Origin of the sequence: Nocardia acidivorans NBRC 108247 (assembly GCF_001625085.1) — a bacterium.
Taxonomy (GTDB): Bacteria; Actinomycetota; Actinomycetes; order Mycobacteriales; family Mycobacteriaceae; genus Nocardia; species Nocardia acidivorans.
Window position 1 is genome coordinate 42822 of sequence record NZ_BDAW01000035.1, and the last position, 16639, is coordinate 59460.

Annotated in this window: 15 protein-coding genes and 1 pseudogene; 7 read left to right on the plus strand and 9 right to left on the minus strand. The window is 67.0% G+C overall.

Annotated elements, in window-relative coordinates; genetic code table 11:
* The first annotated feature begins 106 nt into the window (after nt 1–106).
* On the plus strand, nt 107–421 hold the full coding sequence (locus tag NA10_RS20065) for a DUF3349 domain-containing protein (protein ID WP_067570214.1): 315 nt from the start codon (nt 107–109) through the stop codon (nt 419–421).
* A 1-nt stretch (nt 422) separates the two neighbouring features.
* On the opposite strand, the gene NA10_RS20070 is transcribed toward NA10_RS20065, so the two are convergent.
* On the minus strand, nt 423–1499 hold the full coding sequence (locus NA10_RS20070) for a magnesium and cobalt transport protein CorA (RefSeq protein ID WP_067570216.1): 1077 nt from the start codon (nt 1497–1499) through the stop codon (nt 423–425).
* A gap of 143 nt (nt 1500–1642) precedes the next feature.
* Here NA10_RS20070 and NA10_RS20075 point away from each other — a divergent pair, with 143 nt between their 5' ends.
* On the plus strand, nt 1643–2059 hold the full coding sequence (locus NA10_RS20075) for a YciI family protein (RefSeq protein WP_067570218.1): 417 nt from the start codon (nt 1643–1645) through the stop codon (nt 2057–2059).
* Nucleotides 2049–3284, plus strand: a complete 1236-nt coding sequence (locus NA10_RS20080) for an RNA polymerase sigma factor (protein WP_245677610.1) — start codon at nt 2049–2051, stop codon at nt 3282–3284. Before NA10_RS20075 ends, NA10_RS20080 begins: the two co-directional genes overlap by 11 nt.
* Here NA10_RS20080 and NA10_RS20085 read toward each other — a convergent pair.
* The 3 genes from NA10_RS20085 to NA10_RS20095 all read right to left on the minus strand — a co-directional run bounded on the left by NA10_RS20085 (nt 3260) and on the right by NA10_RS20095 (nt 6398).
* On the minus strand, nt 3260–4825 hold the full coding sequence (locus NA10_RS20085; RefSeq protein ID WP_067570222.1) for an adenylate/guanylate cyclase domain-containing protein: 1566 nt from the start codon (nt 4823–4825) through the stop codon (nt 3260–3262). The two genes, NA10_RS20080 and NA10_RS20085, sit on opposite strands and share 25 nt — an antisense overlap.
* A 25-nt stretch (nt 4826–4850) precedes the next feature.
* On the minus strand, nt 4851–5501 hold the full coding sequence (locus NA10_RS20090; protein ID WP_067570224.1) for a hypothetical protein: 651 nt from the start codon (nt 5499–5501) through the stop codon (nt 4851–4853).
* A gap of 111 nt (nt 5502–5612) precedes the next feature.
* Nucleotides 5613–6398: an AraC family transcriptional regulator gene (locus NA10_RS20095; protein ID WP_084515025.1), complete on the minus strand. Its 786-nt coding sequence runs from the start codon at nt 6396–6398 to the stop codon at nt 5613–5615.
* Between the two features lie 54 nt (nt 6399–6452).
* Here NA10_RS20095 and NA10_RS20100 point away from each other — a divergent pair, with 54 nt between their 5' ends.
* Nucleotides 6453–7451: a zinc-binding dehydrogenase gene (locus tag NA10_RS20100; protein WP_174562534.1), complete on the plus strand. Its 999-nt coding sequence runs from the start codon at nt 6453–6455 to the stop codon at nt 7449–7451.
* Here NA10_RS20100 and NA10_RS20105 read toward each other — a convergent pair.
* A complete protein-coding gene (locus tag NA10_RS20105; RefSeq protein ID WP_067570226.1) occupies nt 7448–7690 on the minus strand; it encodes a hypothetical protein in 243 nt (80 codons plus the stop codon). The genes NA10_RS20100 and NA10_RS20105 overlap by 4 nt on opposite strands.
* On the opposite strand from NA10_RS20105, the gene NA10_RS20110 reads away from it, so the two are divergent.
* Both NA10_RS20110 and NA10_RS20115 read left to right on the plus strand, forming a co-directional pair.
* Nucleotides 7680–8147 carry a hypothetical protein gene (locus NA10_RS20110; protein ID WP_157556627.1) on the plus strand — a complete coding sequence of 156 codons (468 nt, stop codon included), beginning with the start codon at nt 7680–7682 and terminating at the stop codon, nt 8145–8147. The two genes, NA10_RS20105 and NA10_RS20110, sit on opposite strands and share 11 nt — an antisense overlap.
* Nucleotides 8144–9525, plus strand: a pseudogene (locus NA10_RS20115) (acyl-CoA dehydrogenase family protein). Before NA10_RS20110 ends, NA10_RS20115 begins: the two are co-directional and overlap by 4 nt.
* Before the next feature lie 139 nt (nt 9526–9664).
* Here NA10_RS20115 and NA10_RS20120 read toward each other — a convergent pair.
* From NA10_RS20120 to NA10_RS38765, 4 genes are all read right to left on the minus strand, one after another.
* Nucleotides 9665–10060 carry a peptidase inhibitor family I36 protein gene (locus NA10_RS20120; protein WP_067570231.1) on the minus strand — a complete coding sequence of 132 codons (396 nt, stop codon included), beginning with the start codon at nt 10058–10060 and terminating at the stop codon, nt 9665–9667.
* A gap of 99 nt (nt 10061–10159) precedes the next feature.
* A complete protein-coding gene (locus tag NA10_RS20125; RefSeq protein WP_157556628.1) occupies nt 10160–11653 on the minus strand; it encodes a hypothetical protein in 1494 nt (497 codons plus the stop codon).
* Nucleotides 11654–11784: 131 nt separating this feature from the next.
* Nucleotides 11785–14799 (minus strand): alpha-mannosidase, encoded by a 3015-nt coding sequence (locus tag NA10_RS20130; protein ID WP_067570235.1) that lies wholly within the window; start codon nt 14797–14799, stop codon nt 11785–11787.
* Between the two features lie 103 nt (nt 14800–14902).
* Nucleotides 14903–15121, minus strand: a complete 219-nt coding sequence (locus NA10_RS38765; protein WP_067570236.1) for an ADP-ribosylglycohydrolase family protein — start codon at nt 15119–15121, stop codon at nt 14903–14905.
* A 456-nt stretch (nt 15122–15577) separates the two neighbouring features.
* On the opposite strand from NA10_RS38765, the gene NA10_RS20140 reads away from it, so the two are divergent.
* Entirely contained in the window at nt 15578–16630 is a 1053-nt protein-coding gene (locus NA10_RS20140; RefSeq protein ID WP_084515026.1) for a fatty acid desaturase family protein, read from the plus strand.
* Nucleotides 16631–16639 lie beyond the last annotated feature (9 nt).

Here is a 16639-nt window from a genome sequence, read left to right on the forward strand (position 1 = left end):
TTGCGCGTGAGCAGCCCGGGGACGACGATGTGAATCGAGTAGCCTCCCGATCGGCCGCCGGCGCACCCGTCCGAGGCATAGCACTTTCCACCGGAACCGGAGTCCAATGGCGCTCTCTGCACTGCTCGCCCGGATCGTGGCCTGGATGCGGGCGGGATACCCGCAGGGCGTCCCCGAGAACGATTACATCCCGCTGCTGTCGCTGCTCGCGCAGCGGCTCCCGGAAGAAGATGTGCGCCAGGTCGCGGCCGCGCTCGTCCGGCAGGGGACGATTCCGGCGGACAAGATCGACGCCGGGGTCGGGATCACCAAGGTGACCGACGATATGCCGTCCGAATCCGATATCGCCCGGGTGCGCGAGCATCTGCTGGCCTCGGGCTGGACGATCGACGACACCTGGGTCGAACCCGGAAGTGCGTGAACTACAGCCATTTATTGCGGCGGAACACCACCAGCAGCAGCGCGCAGAGAACGGTCATGAGGGTCAGCACCGCGGGATAGCCCCACTCCTGGTGCAGTTCCCGCATATGGTCGAAGTTCATACCGTAGATTCCGGCGATCATGGTCGGCACCGCGGCAATGGCGACCGCCGCCGAGATCTTGCGCATATCGGTGTTCTGCTGCACCGCGGTCTTGGCGACCGCGGCATTGACCAGGGCGGTGAGCGTCTCGTCGAAATCCCTGATGCGTTCGGTGACGGCGGTGTGGTGGTCGGCGACATCGCGCAGATAACGCCGAACCTCCTTGGGCAGCAGGTTGTTCGGCCGTCCGAGCAATCGCAGCGGGGTGGCCAGCGGGCTGACCGCGCGCCGCAACTCCACGATCTCGCGTTTGAGTTGATAGATCGGCTCGACCGCGAGGTGATTTCTCGGGGAGAAGATCTCCTCCTCGACCAGATCGACCTCGATCTCGAGTTTCCGCGTCACCTCGACATAGGAATCCACCACGTAATCGGCGATGGCGTGCAGCACCGCGCCGGGGCCCAGCAGCAATCGCTCGGGATCATTCTCGAGGGTGTGGCGCACGCCCGCCAGGCCCGAATGTTCGCCGTGGCGTACCGCCACAACGAAATCCGGACCGGCGAAGATCACCATCTCGCCGGTCTGCACTATTTCGCTGACGGTATGCAATTCATGCTCGACATAGGCCACGGTACGCATGACCATCATGAGCGTATCGTCGTAGCGTTCCACCTTGGGCCGGTGCGAGCCCTCCAGCACATCCTCCACCGCGAGGGCGTGCAGGCCGAAAGTCTGTGCGATATCGGTCATTTGAATGTCGTCGGGTTCATGCAACCCCACCCACACGAATCCGGTTCCGCGCTCGCGCACCTCGGCCAGTGCCGCGGTGTGGGTGAAGTGTCCCGGCAATCGCCTGCCCTCGACATAGACCGCGCAATCCACGATCGCCCGCGCGGTCGGAATCCGGATTCGCGGCAGCGGTCTCACCGACCGTCTTCGCGCTCCGCCGAACGAGGGCAGCGGAGGTATCGAGGGCACGGGCTGATGGTATGCCGATTCCGGCCGAATCTCCCGGGGAGTTCGAGCCGGTCACCTCGCGTGCGGGCCGTGTCCGAGAATGGAGATCGGCTTCGACGTTCCCCATGAGTCGCACAACGGTGTGACCCGGACAAGGAGTGGTCATGAAGTACATGATTCTGAGCTATGCCTCGCAGCGGGACTACGACGGTATGGCGGGCGGAACCGAGCGGACACCGGCCTGGTCGGCGGAGGATTTCGCGGCCATGGTCGAGTTCATGGAGGCGTTCAACAAGGAGCTGGCCGCCTCGGGGGAGCTGGTCGAGACGCGCGGGCTGGCCGCGCCCGTGCACACCCGCCGGGTCGGCAACAGGGCCGGGCAGGCATTCGTGACCGATGGGCCGTACGCCGAAACCCAGGAGGTGCTCGCGGGATACTGGGTGGTCGAATGCGAGAGCTTCGACCGCGCCACCGAAATCGCCGGGCGGCTGGGGAATTGCCCGGTCCCCGGGGACGCGTCCGCCAACGCGTACGCCGATATCCGGCCCATCAGCGATGGTGCGCAGGAACTTGGCTTCTGAGCCGTCCGAGCGGGTCGAGGTCCTGCTGCGTCGGTTGACGCCGCAGGTCCTGGCCGCGGTGGTGCGGCGCTACGGGCATTTCGACACCGCCGAGGATGCGGTGCAGGAGGCGCTGTTGGCGGCGGCGACACAGTGGCCCGACGCGGGTGTGCCCGACAATCCGCAGGCGTGGTTGATCACCGTCGCGTCGCGGCGGCTCACCGATCTGCTGCGGGCCGAACAGGCTCGGCGCAAACGTGAGGATACGGTCGCCGGGTGGGTGCTGCCGCAGGACTGGATGACGCCACCGGCGGACCGTGCGCCCGCCGACGGCGATGACACCCTGGTGCTGTTGTTTCTGTGCTGCCATCCGTCGCTGCCGCCGCAGTCCCAGATCGCCTTGACGCTGCGCGCGGTGGGCGGACTCACCACGGCGGAGGTGGCGCGCGCATTCCTGGTCTCGGAATCGGCTATGGCACGGCGGATTTCGCGCGCCAAGACCACCATCAAGGAGAGCGGGCTGCCGTTCGCACCGCCCGCGCCCGGGGAACGCGCGGATCGGGTGGCGGCGGTGCTGCACGTGCTGTACCTGATCTTCACCGAGGGCTATGCGGCCACCGGTGGGCCGAGGCTGCATCGGGTGGAGCTCTCGTCCGAGGCGATTCGGTTGACGCGCATGGTGTTTCGATTGCGGCCGGGGGAGTCGGAGGTAGCGGGGCTGCTCGCGTTGATGCTGCTCACCGATGCTCGCCGACTCGCTCGGACCGCGCCCGATCAGAGCCTGATTCCGATGGCCGAACAGGATCGCGCGCTGTGGAATGCCGACCTGATCGCCGAAGGGGTCGAGTTGATCACCGCCGCGCTGCCGCGCGGACCGGTGGGGCCGTATCAGTTGCAGGCGGCGATCGCCGCGCTGCACGACGAGGCGCCCGATAACGAGTCCACCGATTGGGCGCAGATCGTCCTGCTGTACGAGCGATTGCTGGCGCTGGCGGACAATCCGGTGGTGGCGCTCAATCATGCGGTGGCGGTGGCCATGTCGCGGGGACCGCGCGAAGGGCTGGAGCTGCTCGGCAAGCTGGAGGCCGATGGCCGGCTGGCGCGGGACCATCGGCTGTACGCGGTGCGGGCGCATCTGCTGGAGATGATCGGGGATCACGAATCCGCCCGCGCCGCCTTCGAATTCGCGGCCGCACTCACCACCAGCGTGCCGCAGCAGCGTTATCTGCGCGGGCGGGCCAGGTAGGTCGGCTTGAGGCGACCGCGCAGGATCACCGATTCGCCCGTGTCCCAATACTTCTGCTCGGCGCGGTCGGCGGCTTCGACGGTGCTCGCGGAGGTCAGGACGCGATTCTCCTCGGCTTTGGCGAGTTCGCAGAGGCGGGCGGCCTCATTGACCGCATCGCCGATCACCGTGAATTCGTAGCGGCGGTGCGCGCCGACGTTTCCGGCGACCACGCGACCCGCGGCGACGCCGATACCGGCGTCGAATTCGGTGGTGGCGCTGGACAATCGGGCGCGGATGGCGCGCGTCGCGGCCAAGGCCGAGCCCGCCGGATCGACCAGCGGAGCGGGGGTGCCGAAGACCGCCAGCGCGGCATCGCCCTCGAATTTGTTGACCAGGCCGCCGTAGCGCTCGACCTCGTCCACGACAATGGCGAAGAAATCGTTCAGGATGGTGACGATCTCGTGAGCCGGGCGGCTCGCGGCCATGGTGGTGGAGCCGATGATGTCGACGAAGATCGCCGCGGCGAAGCATTCCTCGCCGCCGAGTTCCTGATTGCGTTCCAGAGCGGCGGCCGCGACATCGTGGCCGACATGGCGGCCGAACAGGTCGCGGATCTGTTCGCGTTCGCGCAGACCCTGCACCATGCGGTTGAAACCGCTTTGCAATTCACCCAATTCGGTGCCGTCGTAGACGGTGACGGCGACGTCCAGATCGCCGCCCTCGACCCGCCGGAGCGCATTGCGCACCCCTCGAATCGGCGCGACGGTGGCGGCGAGGGTCTGGGTCATGAGCACGCCGCCGAAGACCAGCGTGGCCCCGCCCAGGGAGAGTACGCAGACCGCGAGGCGCTCGGTGCTGATATCCATCCCGCTCAGGGCGAGTACGCCCACCACCATGAGCAGGGCGACCGGGGTGCCCGAACCGAGCATCCACACCAGCGCCGAACGCCCGAACACGCCGAGCCCGCGCGCCTTTCGCGAAGGGGCGGCGTCCAGCACCCGCGCGGTCACCACGCGCAGCGCGAACTGGGCGGCCAGATAGCTGTTGGCGCACACCACGATCGCGCTGAAGGCGATGCCGAGGACGAACTTGGGCACGAATACCGGGTCCGCCAACCCGTAGAGCGGGGTCAGGATCGCGATCCCGCCCGTCCACAGCAGGGCCTGTTGAACGACCAGTCGCCGCGGCACCGAGGCCGTGGCCCGGCGCTCCTTCGCATCGGGCACATGATCGGGATCATTGGCCCAGCGCAGCGTCCGCACCCCCCAGACCGTCCCCCAGGTCATTCCGACGATCATGGCGAAGATCGCGTACAGCGGCGTCACCACGAAATTGAGCAGCACCAGCCGCCGCGTGAAAACCGAAGGTCCGGGCAGCACCACCCCGATCAGCACCATCGCCACCGCGATCCCGACCAGATTCGCCGCGATCAGCGGCACGGTGAGCAGCACCTGCACCCGAACCCGGCGCGATATCGCGCCCTCGTCGGCGGGTCCGAGCAGCCGCGACCCCCAGGGCGCCGTCCCCAACGCCCCCGCAGCCCGCTCGCCCTCCGCCATTCGTGCAGCTTAAGCCACGCCGGTGTCAGTCCTGCGGCTCATGCCGCGTCCACGATTCACCGGCCCCGGAACGCGTGCTCTGCCATCCGGATTCGAGATTCAGCACATCCATCAGGGTCGGATCGTCCTCGATGGCGTGCGCCAGATGCCCGATCCGGCCCTCGGATCCCGCGGCGGTGGACCCGATCAACTGCCACCATTCGTCCTCGTCATGGGTGACCAGCAGTACCGGTTCCCGCTGCTCGAAAACCTCAACCGTCGCAATGCATTTGGTCCCCACCAGCCAATGCCGCATCCACCACGCCCGCGGATCCCGCTGCATGAGCTGATCCACCACCCACCATACGAACGGCAGATCCTCATGCGCCCGCGCCTGCTCCGCCGTCAAATGCGGCCCACCCTGCGGCACCTCCGCGAAACGCTCATCCACCAGCGAATACGCATAGGAATCCGCCCGATCGAACACCACCGCGTGAAAGGTCCCACCCTCGGGATGCCCCGCGCCGATCCCCACGGTCACCCGTCCGACATGCGGATCGGCCCCGGTAGTCCATCCGATCGCGTAGGAAGCCATCTCCGCCCGCTCACCGAAGAATTCCCCGAACGCCCGCCGCGCCACTCCACCCCCTTCCACCGGCTCCTCGACCAACCGTCCAACCTCGACCCGCGCATTCATCCCGCGACCCTAACCCCACCCCCCGACACCGGCTTCCCGCCAACGCGCATGCCCCTCTCGACATTCGCCGGCGCCATGACATGCACATCGCCGAGAGCGGATCGGGTGCGCTCAGGTGGCGGTGCGGTAGCGGCCGGGGGTGGTGCCGAGGATGGTGGTGAAGGCGGCGATGAAGCCGCTGGGGTTGGACCAGCCGCAGGCGTGGGCGATGTGGGTGGTGTCGTGGCCTTCGGCGAGCAGGATCAGGGCCCGGTGGATGCGGAGTTGAGTGCGCCATTCGTAGAAGGTCATACCGAGTTCGTTGTGGAAGAGGCGGCTCAGGGTGCGAGGGCTGGCGCCGATGCGGCGTCCCAGGACGGCGAGAGGGGTGGTGTCGCCGGGGTTTTCGTGAAGGATGCGGGCGATGGCCTGTAGGCGGTCGTCGCGGGGTTCGGGTATTTGCAGGGGTTGTTCGGGGGCGCGGTGGAGTTCGTCGACCAGGACGCGACGCAGGCGGGTGCGGGCGGCGCGCCCGGGGGCGGCCGGGGTGTTGTTGTCCGGTCCGGTGAGGGTCAGCAGGATTTCGCGTGCCAGCGGCGAGACCAGGAACACGGCGGGATGCCCGGGGACCAGTCGCGCCAGGGTCGCCGGGAGGAACTCGATGCGCATATCGGTGTTGCTGTGTGCGCGGTGATAGTGCGTGAATCCCGCGGGCGTCCAAGCGATTCGATTGGTGGGGACGATCGAGGTGCCCGTTTCGGTGTGCACCGAGAGTACGCCGCTGGCCGCGTAGACCAGATGCCCGCGCGGATGCGAGTGCACCGAGCTCGTGCCGCCGGAGGGCCACAGATGGGCTCCGCCGGAGGGCCACAGGCGCGATACGGGTCCGGGTGCGGCGGGTTGGCGGCCGATGGGCATGGGATGGCATTGTATCGGTGGCCCGCCATCGCGTCCTCCGGCGAGAGTGAACGCATGACCGAGAACATCACGACCATGCGAGCGGCAGTCTGCGTCGGAGCGGGCGGCCCCGAGATGCTGGAGATCCGCGAAGTGCCCGTGCCCGCCGTCCGGGAGGGCTGGAGTCTGGTGAAAGTCCGTGGCGCGGGCTTGAATCGGTCCGAGTTGCGCACGCGGCGGGGACATTCGCCCAGCGTCCGGTTCCCGCGGGTGCTCGGAATCGAATGTGTGGGAACCCTGGCCATCTCGACACATTCGACGCTGCGGGACGGCGCGAGGGTCGCCGCGGTGATGGGCGAGATGGGCCGGGATTTCGACGGCGGTTACGCCGAGTACGCCCTGCTGCCGAACGACCTGCTGATGCCGATCGAGACGACCCTGCCCTGGGAGGTCCTCGCCGCCCTCCCGGAAACCTACCTGACCGCCCAGGGTGCCTTGGACATGCTGGGCATCACCCCGGATCACCAGGGCCGCTTACTGATTCGAGGCGGCACGGCATCGGTGGGCCTGGCCGCCGCCTCGATCGCGGCGGGCTACGGATTCGACACCGCCGCCACCACCCGCCGGCCCGCCAAGGCCGACACCTTGACCAAGGCGGGCGTGGACCACGTCCTCCTCGATCACGGCGAGCCACTGGCCGACAGCCTGCACGACCTCTGGCCCGAAGGCCCGGACTACATCCTGGATCTGATCGGCACCGCCACCCTGGTCGACTCGCTCCGCCTGGTCCGCCGCGGCGGGACCGTGTGCATGTCGGGCTCACTCAGCGGCTGGCTGATCCCGGATTTCGAACCCATCGCGCAGATTCCCTCCGGGACCAAGCTCACCGCCTTCCACAGCGACAACTACAAGGGCAGCGCCGGCGCACCGCTGTTGCAACGGGTCGTCCACCAGATCGAGGCGGGCCGCTACCGCCCCAATATCGACCGCGTCTTCACCCTGGACGATATCGCCGCCGCGCACACCTATATGGAGAACAATGAAGCGACAGGCAAACTCGTTGTCCTGCCTTAATTCTCGCCGTCCAACCGATGCAGTCGAAGGATATTGCCGACACCGAATACTCTCAGCCCCAACCGCTCCGACCATGATTGATATGAGGCGACCGCCGCGGGCGCGACCAATTCCGGAGCGGTGACCCGATACCCCCTGCATTCCGGGCCGGCGGTGGGGGAGCGGGTCGCTCTCGGGATATCCGGTGTGGTGGCCTCGGTATTGGCGTTGTGCTCGATGCTGTTGGTAATGGCCAACATTCAAGGCGCCACCGCGCCCTTCGCATCGCTGTTGCCGATGCTGATGGGCGATTCGGACGACGCGCGATTGGACGAGACGCTCGATCAGGTCAGGCAGGGAATGGCCGATAACCACAGCGGTGGGGGCGTTCCCGCGCTCGATGTGATGGTCCGTGATTTCCAGGTGTACCACGAGGTGATGATGGTGCTGGCCCCCGTAATGGCCGTCGCCTTCCTCGCCCTCGCCGTCTACGCGTGGCGGCGATTCGCCCGGACCGCGCGCGAAGATCGGCGAACGCGGCGTGTATTCGCCGCATTCGGTATCGCCGCGCTCTTGGTGACGGTGGCGGCACTCGTTGTCGCGGTGGCGAATACGACCACCGTCGTCGACCCCGCGCCCTCGCTGGCCGCTCTTTTCGATGGCGGCTGGTCATTCAGGAGTGTCAATGGTCGATTGCCGGGTACCGCACAAAGGTGACCTTCGACCTGACTCCGACAGCGGCGCAGCACGATCTGGCCAAACGGACCCACGACTTCGCGCGGGACTGTGTGCGGCCCGTCGCCGCGCACTACGACCGGGCCCAGGAATTCCCATGGCCGGTCTTGGAAGAGGCCGCCGAACGGGGCTTCTACAGTCCGCTCTTCTACCGCGACCTCATCGGCGACCCGACCGGCCTGTCGCTGCCGATGTTCATGGAGGAGTTGTTCTGGGGCTGCGCGGGCATCGGATTGGCGATTGTGATGCCCGCGCTGGCCCTGTCCGCCATCGGCCAGGCCGCCACACCCGAGCAGATGTTGCGGTGGGCGCCCGAATGCTTCGGCACCCCGGGGGATTTGAAGCTCGCCGCGCTCGCGATATCGGAACCGGAGGGCGGTAGCGATGTGCGCAATCTGCGGACGCGCGCGGTCCGCGACGGCACCGACTGGATTATCGACGGCCACAAGATGTGGATCGGCAATGGCGGAATCGCCAATGTGCACATTGTGAACGCGGTCGTCGACGAGGAACTCGGGCACCGCGGCCAGGCCCTGTTCGTAGTCCCCGGCGGCACCCCCGGCCTGGAATTGGTGCGCAAACTCGACAAACTCGGTTGCCGTGCTTCGCATACCGCGGAATTGACGTTCGACGGCGTCCGCATCCCCGCCGAGAATCTCCTGGGCGGCACGGAGAAACTCGAGCACGCCCTGGCCGAACGCCGCGCCGCCGCCCGGACCAATGGCCGCTCGGGTTCGGTCACCCTCGGCACGTTCGAACAAACCCGGCCCATGGTCGCCGCCCAAGCCCTCGGAATAGCCAGAGCCGCACTGGAATACATGACCTCCTACGCGAATCACCGAGAGGCCTTCGGCGCTCCCATCATCGACAATCAGGGCATAGCCTTCCCGATCGCCGATCTCGCCACCCGAATAGACGCCGCCCGCCTGCTCACCTGGCGCGCGTCCTGGATGGCGGCCCAGGGCGTGCGCTTCGAGCGCGGCGAAGGCTCCATGGCCAAACTCGCCGCGACCGAAACCGCCGTGCACACCACCGAACGCGCCATTCAAACCCTGGGCGGCTGGGGCTACATCACCGACCATCCGGTCGAAAAGTGGTACCGAGATGCCAAGCTGTACACCATCTTCGAAGGCACCAGTGAAATCCAGCGCATAGTGATCGCGCACGCCTCGGCGCGGCCGAGGGGCGCCCACCCCTGCACGTGGACCTCACCCCCACCGGCGGGCCCCTCAACAAATGGTTCGGCCGCGGCACCCCGCCCCGCACCAAGGCCGCCGCCGCCGCCCTGGACCTCCGCGACCGAGTCCCCGCCCCGATCACCAAGGCCGCCTTGAAGTTCCTGCGCCCGCCCCGCCGCTGAGACCGGACCCGCCGTACATCCTCGGTGGGGTGTCGGAATCTCAGGGGCGGGCACGTTCGGCGGGAGGGATGACGCCAGCGCGCACGGACACCCGCCGGAGAGTTTTCTCCAGCGGGTGTGTACGGCGAACCGGGGTTGATCAGTCGCAGACCTTGACCGCGTCGGCCATATTGTCGACATTGGCGGGCAGGGTGCCGCGCTGGTTGTCGGCGACCGAGGCCAGCAGCTGCCAGCGCTGACCGGTCCAGTTGTAGATGCCCACGGTGCGGCCGGTGCGGTTCCAGTAGGAGGTCAGGCGGTCGCCGACGCCGCCGTTGCCGATATCGTGCAGTACGCAACTCGAGTCGACCTGCACGATCATGCTGCCCGAGCCCTTGGCTCCGTCGTATCCGCAGAAGGTGCCGCCGGGGCAGTCGTACCCCGGTGCGGCGGAGGCGGGGGCGGCCAGGACTGCACCGGCGCCCGCGCCGAGGGTCAGGAAGGTGGCGGCCAGCGGAATCATGCGACGGGTGACGGCCCGGTTGATGTTCTTCATGATGAGTCCCTTTGATCGGTGTCCAACCTCGTGGACGGCTTGGCGCCAAGACTGGGCGGACTCACCAATGGCGCACCAACGACGGACTAATCGCCCAGCTCAGCGCCGCCCGATGAGGTCCACATCGTCGACAAATGTGGTGATGTGGCCGTTTTCGACCAGATACACCCCGCGGGTGATGAGGGCGTTGCCGTAGGAGTCGTCGTCGTAGGTGAGGCGCACCAGGTGCTGGAACACCAGCGCCTGGCGATCATCGAGGTCGTACGGGACGGCGGTCAGACAGGTTCGCCGCGGTGTCGCCACCCACAGGCGAGGACTGCCGAGTGCGTTGTGCGCGTCCAGCATCGCGTGCGGATCGAGTACCTTCTCGGCCGAGAAGTCATGACCGGAGCAGGTCGCCACGGCCAAGCCGTAGAGTTCTTCGACCTCCCAGTCGTAGCGGTGCAGCCCGGTCAGCCGCGCGATCGCCGCGGGCAGCATGAACTCGCTCTCGGGCGCGGTCTCGTCATAACTCCGGATCGTGTAACCCGCGCCGTTGTCACCGGTCAGCACGATAATCGGGGCGTTGCCGGATGCGCTGGGCCAGTGCGGAATTCGATTGCGATACGGCCAATCCGCGGGTTGCAGCAGCGGAAACGGATCGAAGGGCAGCCGCACCTCGATGGGATCGGTCGCCGGACCGTTCGCATCCTCGGCCACGGTCGCGGCGTAGTCGATTTCGATCAGCATCGGCGGCGTGCCGTCGAAGCGATGGTGCAGAAGCCGCTGCTGCGAATCGATCTCCAGTATCGAATAGTCGAGGGTGACCCGATTTTCGGTCAGCTCCCGCGCCAGTGCGGGCCGCTGCGCCTGCACCCGCCGGAAGTCCGGATCGGCATCGATCATGGCCCGCGCGTAGGCCGTACTGCCGCGATCCACCATCCGCCCGTCGACCTCGGTGCTCGCGGCCGGAATCCGTTCCAGCCCAGCGAGATTCACGAACACATCCAGTACGACCAGCAGGTCGTCTCCGCTCACCCCGAGGAAATGCACCGTATGATCGCGCACCGGCCACTGCTCGTCGCCGCCGATGAGGATCTCCACCCCCTGTTGTTCGAGCACCCGCGAGCCGTAGAACATGGCGAGCGCATGATCGCGCGTGCGGCTCTCCCGATCCGCTGCCTCGACCGCCCGCGCGCGTTCGATGATCTCGCACGCGGTGTCCGCATCGAGGTCGCCCGATTCCGCGGCGAATTCCCCGAATCCGAGGCCGCGCGGATCGAGTTGCTCCCCGGTGTCCTCCACCCACGCCTGCGCGGTCAACTCGAATGGCAGTGCGACCCCGAAGATCTCACGAAACCCGCGTACCGCCATGTTCGCGAAGGACTCGTAGTCGGTGAACAGCGCGGGCCACGGCAGGCGGCGACTGGGCAGCATGTCCCGGCCGGGTGCGAACAGCGCCCACTCCAGCCCGCCGCCGTCCCGCGTGAAGCGCACGGTGCGACCCTGGCCGGGCGACAACATGATTCGGCCCCCGAGCGGCAGGGTGAACAAACGCCAGGTCAGCAGCTCGGCATAGGACTCCCACAGGTCCGCCGCCGTCTCGGGTGTCATCTCGTTCCGCGGCTCCTGTTCGCGCCGCCAAAAATTTCCCAGCCCCACCCGAAACTCCATCCGATACACGACAACCGACGCAACCTAGCACTTGTTCGGCGTTTCGGGACGGATTGGCACGGGCCGGACCCTCAGGAGCGGGTGAAGCGCAGTGTGACGAGCTGAAATGGCCGCAACCGCAAGCGGATTCCGTCACCCCGCGGGGCCTCTGCGGATTCTCCGGCCAGCGGGCGTTCCAGCAGATCGCAGCGTACGCAGCCGCTGAAATCGAATCCGGGGGAGATCGCGGCCTCCGCGCGGCCGCCATGCGCCTCGTACACCCGCAGCACGATATCGCCGCTCTCGTCATCGGCGAGTTTGATCGCGCTGGTCACCACGGCGTCATTGTCGATGCTGAACAGCGGCCGCACACGCTCGGAGCGGCCCCGCGCGGGGGTCGTGAGATTGATGCGGTACCCGTCGCGCACCGCATCGGCCAGGGAAGCGCCCGGAAGCAGTGAATGCCGGAAATGATGGAATCCGTGATCGGTCTGCGGGTCCGGGAAGCGCGGTGCCCGCAGCAGGGATGCGCGCAGTGTGGTCGTGGTCCCGCCGTCGTCGCGGACGGTGCGGGTGACATCGTGTCCGTAGGTCGAATCATTGACCAGCGCCACACCCCAGCCCGGTTCGCCGAGGTGGACGAAGCGGTGGTTGCACGCCTCGAATTTGGCGTACTCCCAGCTGGTATTGGTGTGCGTCGGGCGATACATATGCCCGAACTGGGTTTCCGAGGCGTAGCGATCGGCGTGTATGTCCAGGGGGAAGGCGAGTTTCAGGAATTTCTCGGTCTCGAACCAGTCCACGGCGGTGTCGATATCCAGTGCGCGTGCGCCCGCGCGCAGGGTGATGGTCTGCTCGACCTTCGACGATCCGAACGAGCGGCCGATGCGCACCGTTCCGGCTGATGTCGAATCCTCTTCCGCCATAAGCGAATCGACTTCGATAAGATCGGTGACGCGATTGCGATAGAACAGGTCGACATCCCAGGCGTCCCAGGAGTTCGGCAGATCCGGATGCAGCTGTAGCAGATTCGCGGCCGCATTCGGGGGCAGCGTTTCGCGCTGCCGCTCGATATCGAGGATCGAGACCACCAGGCCGCGCGCATCGATTTCCACGCGCAGCGAACCGTTTTCGAGAATGAATCCGCCCGCCGCCCGCTCGGTCACCGAGCATGGGGGAGCGCTCGGCATCGGCCCGGCCGCCCCGGCGGGAATCGAATGCCAGGCGTGCGGTGCGGGGTTGAAGAAGTTCGGTCCGGGTTCGTCGCCGCCGAGCGCGCGCTGTGCCGCATCGATGATCGAGGTGAGTTCCTCGGCCACCGCCGCATAGGTCTGGGCGGCCTCCCGGTACACCCAGGCGATGGCCGAGCCGGGCAGAATATCGTGAAACTGGTGCAGCAGCACCGTCTTCCAGATGCGATCCAGCGCCCGGTACGGGTACTCGAAGCCGGTGCGCACCGCCGCGGTGGCGGCCCAGAGCTCCGCCTCCCGCAGCAGATGTTCGCTCCGCCGATTGCCGTGCTTGGTCCGGGCCTGACTGGTCAGCGTGCCGCGATGCAGCTCCAAATAGAGTTCGCCCACCCACACCGCGGGATTCGCGTATTCGGCCTCGGCCTCGGTGAAGAAGTCGGCGGGCGTTTCCCACACCACCCGGGGTGAGCCCTCGAGATCTTTCATCCGCGCGGCTTTGGCGACCATTTCCCGGGTGGTCCCACCGCCACCGTCGCCCCAGCCGGTCGGGGCCAGTGACCGGGTTGCCCGCCCCTTCTCCTTGAAATTCCTTGCCGCATGCGCGATCTCGCTCCCCTGCATGGAACAGTTGTAGGTGTCGACCGGGGGGAAATGGGTGAAGATGCGCGTCCCGTCGATCCCCTCCCACAGAAAGGTGTGATGCGGGAACTGATTGATCTGGCTCCACGAGATCTTCTGCGTCAGCAGCCATTTCGACCCGGCGGCCTTGATGATTTGCGGCAGTCCCGCCGCGAATCCGAAGGTGTCGGGCAGCCACGCCTCCTGATTCTCGATACCGAACTCCTCGAGGAAGAACCGCTTGCCGTGCACGAACTGCCGCGCCATCGCCTCCGATCCGGGCATATTCGTATCGGACTCCACCCACATGCCACCGGCGGGCACGAAGCGCCCCTGCGCCACAGCCTCTTTGATGCGCGCGTACACCTCGGGCCGATGCCGTTTCACGAAGTCGTACTGCGCCGCCTGTGACATGGTGAAGATGAATTCCGGTGAATCCGCCAGCAGCGCGGTCATGTTCGCGGTCGTGCGCGCCACCTTGCGCACCGTCTCGCGCAGCGGCCACAACCACGCGGTATCGATATGCGCGTGCCCGACCGCCGAGATCCGATGTGCGGACGGGATTGCCGGGGCGGCCAGCGCATCCGCCAGACAGGAGCGCGCCGCGGTCGCGGTGGCGTTCACATTCAGCAGATCGAGCGCATCGAGCGCGCGCTCGATGGCCCGCACGATGTCGTATCGCCGCGCCGGATCCTCGGGCATCTCGTGCATGAGCTCCCCGAGCACCTCGAGATCCTGCACCAGCTGCCAGACCTCTTCGTCGAACACCGCCAGATCCAGCCGCCCGAGCCGATACTGCGGTTCTCCACCGGCGGTCACCGTGTCCCCGAGCGCGGTCGGCCCGAAGAACGCGATGATCGGATTCGACGCCGCCTCCACATGCAACAGCACCCGCTCACCACCGGTGACGGGCGAGCCGATCCGCACCCACTGATTGCGCGGATGCAACCCTTTCACCGGCGACCCGTCCGGCCGATACACCAGCCCCTCGCACTGAAACCCGGTCATATTCCGGTCGAATCCCAGATCGATCAACGCCTCGACGGTCTTGCCCGCCCACTCCTGCGGCACCGTCCCCTCGACGGTCAACCAACTCGTCCCCCACGGCGCACCCCACCGCGCCCCCGATTCCACCGGTGTCCCGGGCGCGGCGATCCCCTCGGCCACCTCCACAGGTTCCCCCGGCGCCACCCACATCGACGCCCGCAGTGGCACCGACTCCGGATAGATCGCCGGAACGATCCGTTCACCCAGAACCCGCCCGAGGCGGCCCTCGATCAACCGACGGTCATCGTGCATAGCGGCAGCTCCGATCGCACCGGGAAAGTGATCATCGAATCGCCTTCATTCTCCGGCACCCCGGTGAATTTCCGGCCACGCTCGCATACGTGTTGAGAACGCTTCAGCCGCGCACCCGGTCGGGCAGCTCCTCCCGCGCCGCCAACCACTCCGCCGGCACCCCGCGCACCCCCGCACCACTCCCAATCCCCGTGTGAGCGGCCAGGATTCCACCGACGATCGCCGCGGTGGTGTCCACATCCCCACCCGCCGGCACACACGCGGTGACGGCTGCGGGGTAATCGTTCACATAGGTCGCCGCCGCCCACAGCGTGAACGGCACCGTGTCCTATGCGGGCACCCGCGCGCCATTGCCGAGCTCATAGGCGGCCTCCTCCACCGACTTCCCGAGCAACTCACGCGCCCGGCGAATACCCTCCGCCGTTCGCCCGGCCACCGGATACGGCTCGACAACTGCCAGTATTCACCTGGTGCACAACCTGTTTCACGAGTCGATACGGTATGGCGTTGTCGCAGGTCGGCGCGTTGATATCCGGGCACGAAACCCGTTTGTGGGTCGACTGATACCCGCGCGAAGCGCGCGGGGTGCAATCGTCATACAGATGTGTTGCCGTTCGGCACGTATGTTCATCTGATGGTGGTCGCGGCGCGGCATGCTGTTGGCTAGGCAGGCGAGCGGCCATGTGCTGACTTCGGAATCCGGTGCGGCGGCGGGCGCTAATGGGGCGTCCGCCGATCAACAGCGACAGCAGGATGTGCAGAGCCCGTGGTGATAGAGATGACGCAGCGTAGGTCTGCGTTGATAGTGCAGAGCCGGGTGCCGGTGGTGCGTGACTCCGCACCGATACGCGGCAGTGAGTACGCGGTGTTGATGCGGCGGGTGCGCCAGGCGGGTTTGCTGGACAGACGCCTGCGCTCCTATGCCTGGCGCAGCGCGTTGACCGGAGCCGCGTTCGTGGGCGGCTGGGCCGCGTTCGTGGCGATCGGTGATTCGTGGTGGGTATTGGCCGTCGCGGTTTTGCTGGCGGCGGTCTTCTCCCAGCTCGCGTTCCTGGGCCACGATGCCGGGCACCGGCAGATCTTCGGTAAGCGCAAGGCGAACTACGTCTACGGTGTGATCGCGGGCAATCTCGCCACCGGATTGAGCATCGGCTGGTGGACGAGCAACCACAACCGCCACCACGCCCACCCCAATACCGAGGGCGCGGACCCCGATGTCTCGGGTGTGCTGGCGCATTCGGGCGAGCGCGCGGCCACCGGTAAAGGCTTGCGCCGCTTCATCTTCCGCTACCAGGCGTGGCTGTTCTTCCCCATGCTGTTCCTGGAGGCGGGCAGCCTGCACTTCTCCAGTGTCCGCGCGGTGCTGAAATGGCCGCTGCAACACCGCCTCTGGGAAGGCGCGCTGCTGGCCGCGCACGCCGCCGGTTACCTGGCCACGGTCTTGTTGGTGCTCTCACCGGGCAAGGCCCTGGTCTTCATCGCCCTGCAACAGGGCCTGTTCGGCTTCTACATGGGCTGCACCTTCGCCCCCAATCACAAAGGCATGGAAGTCTTCCCGGAGGGCGACAACACCGACTTCCTGCGCCGCCAAGTGCTGTCCTCCCGCAACGTGCGGGGCAGTTTCGTCACCGATACCGCCCTCGGCGGCCTCAACTACCAGATCGAGCACCATCTCTTCCCCTCCATGCCCCGCCCCAACCTGCGGCTCGCACAACCCATCGTCATCGAATTCTGTGCCGCTAGAGGAATTCCCTACGCCGAGACCGGACTGCTCACCTCCTACGCCCAGGCGCTCACCCACCTGAACGCCGTAGGCCGCCGGGCCCGCTGACCTGATCCC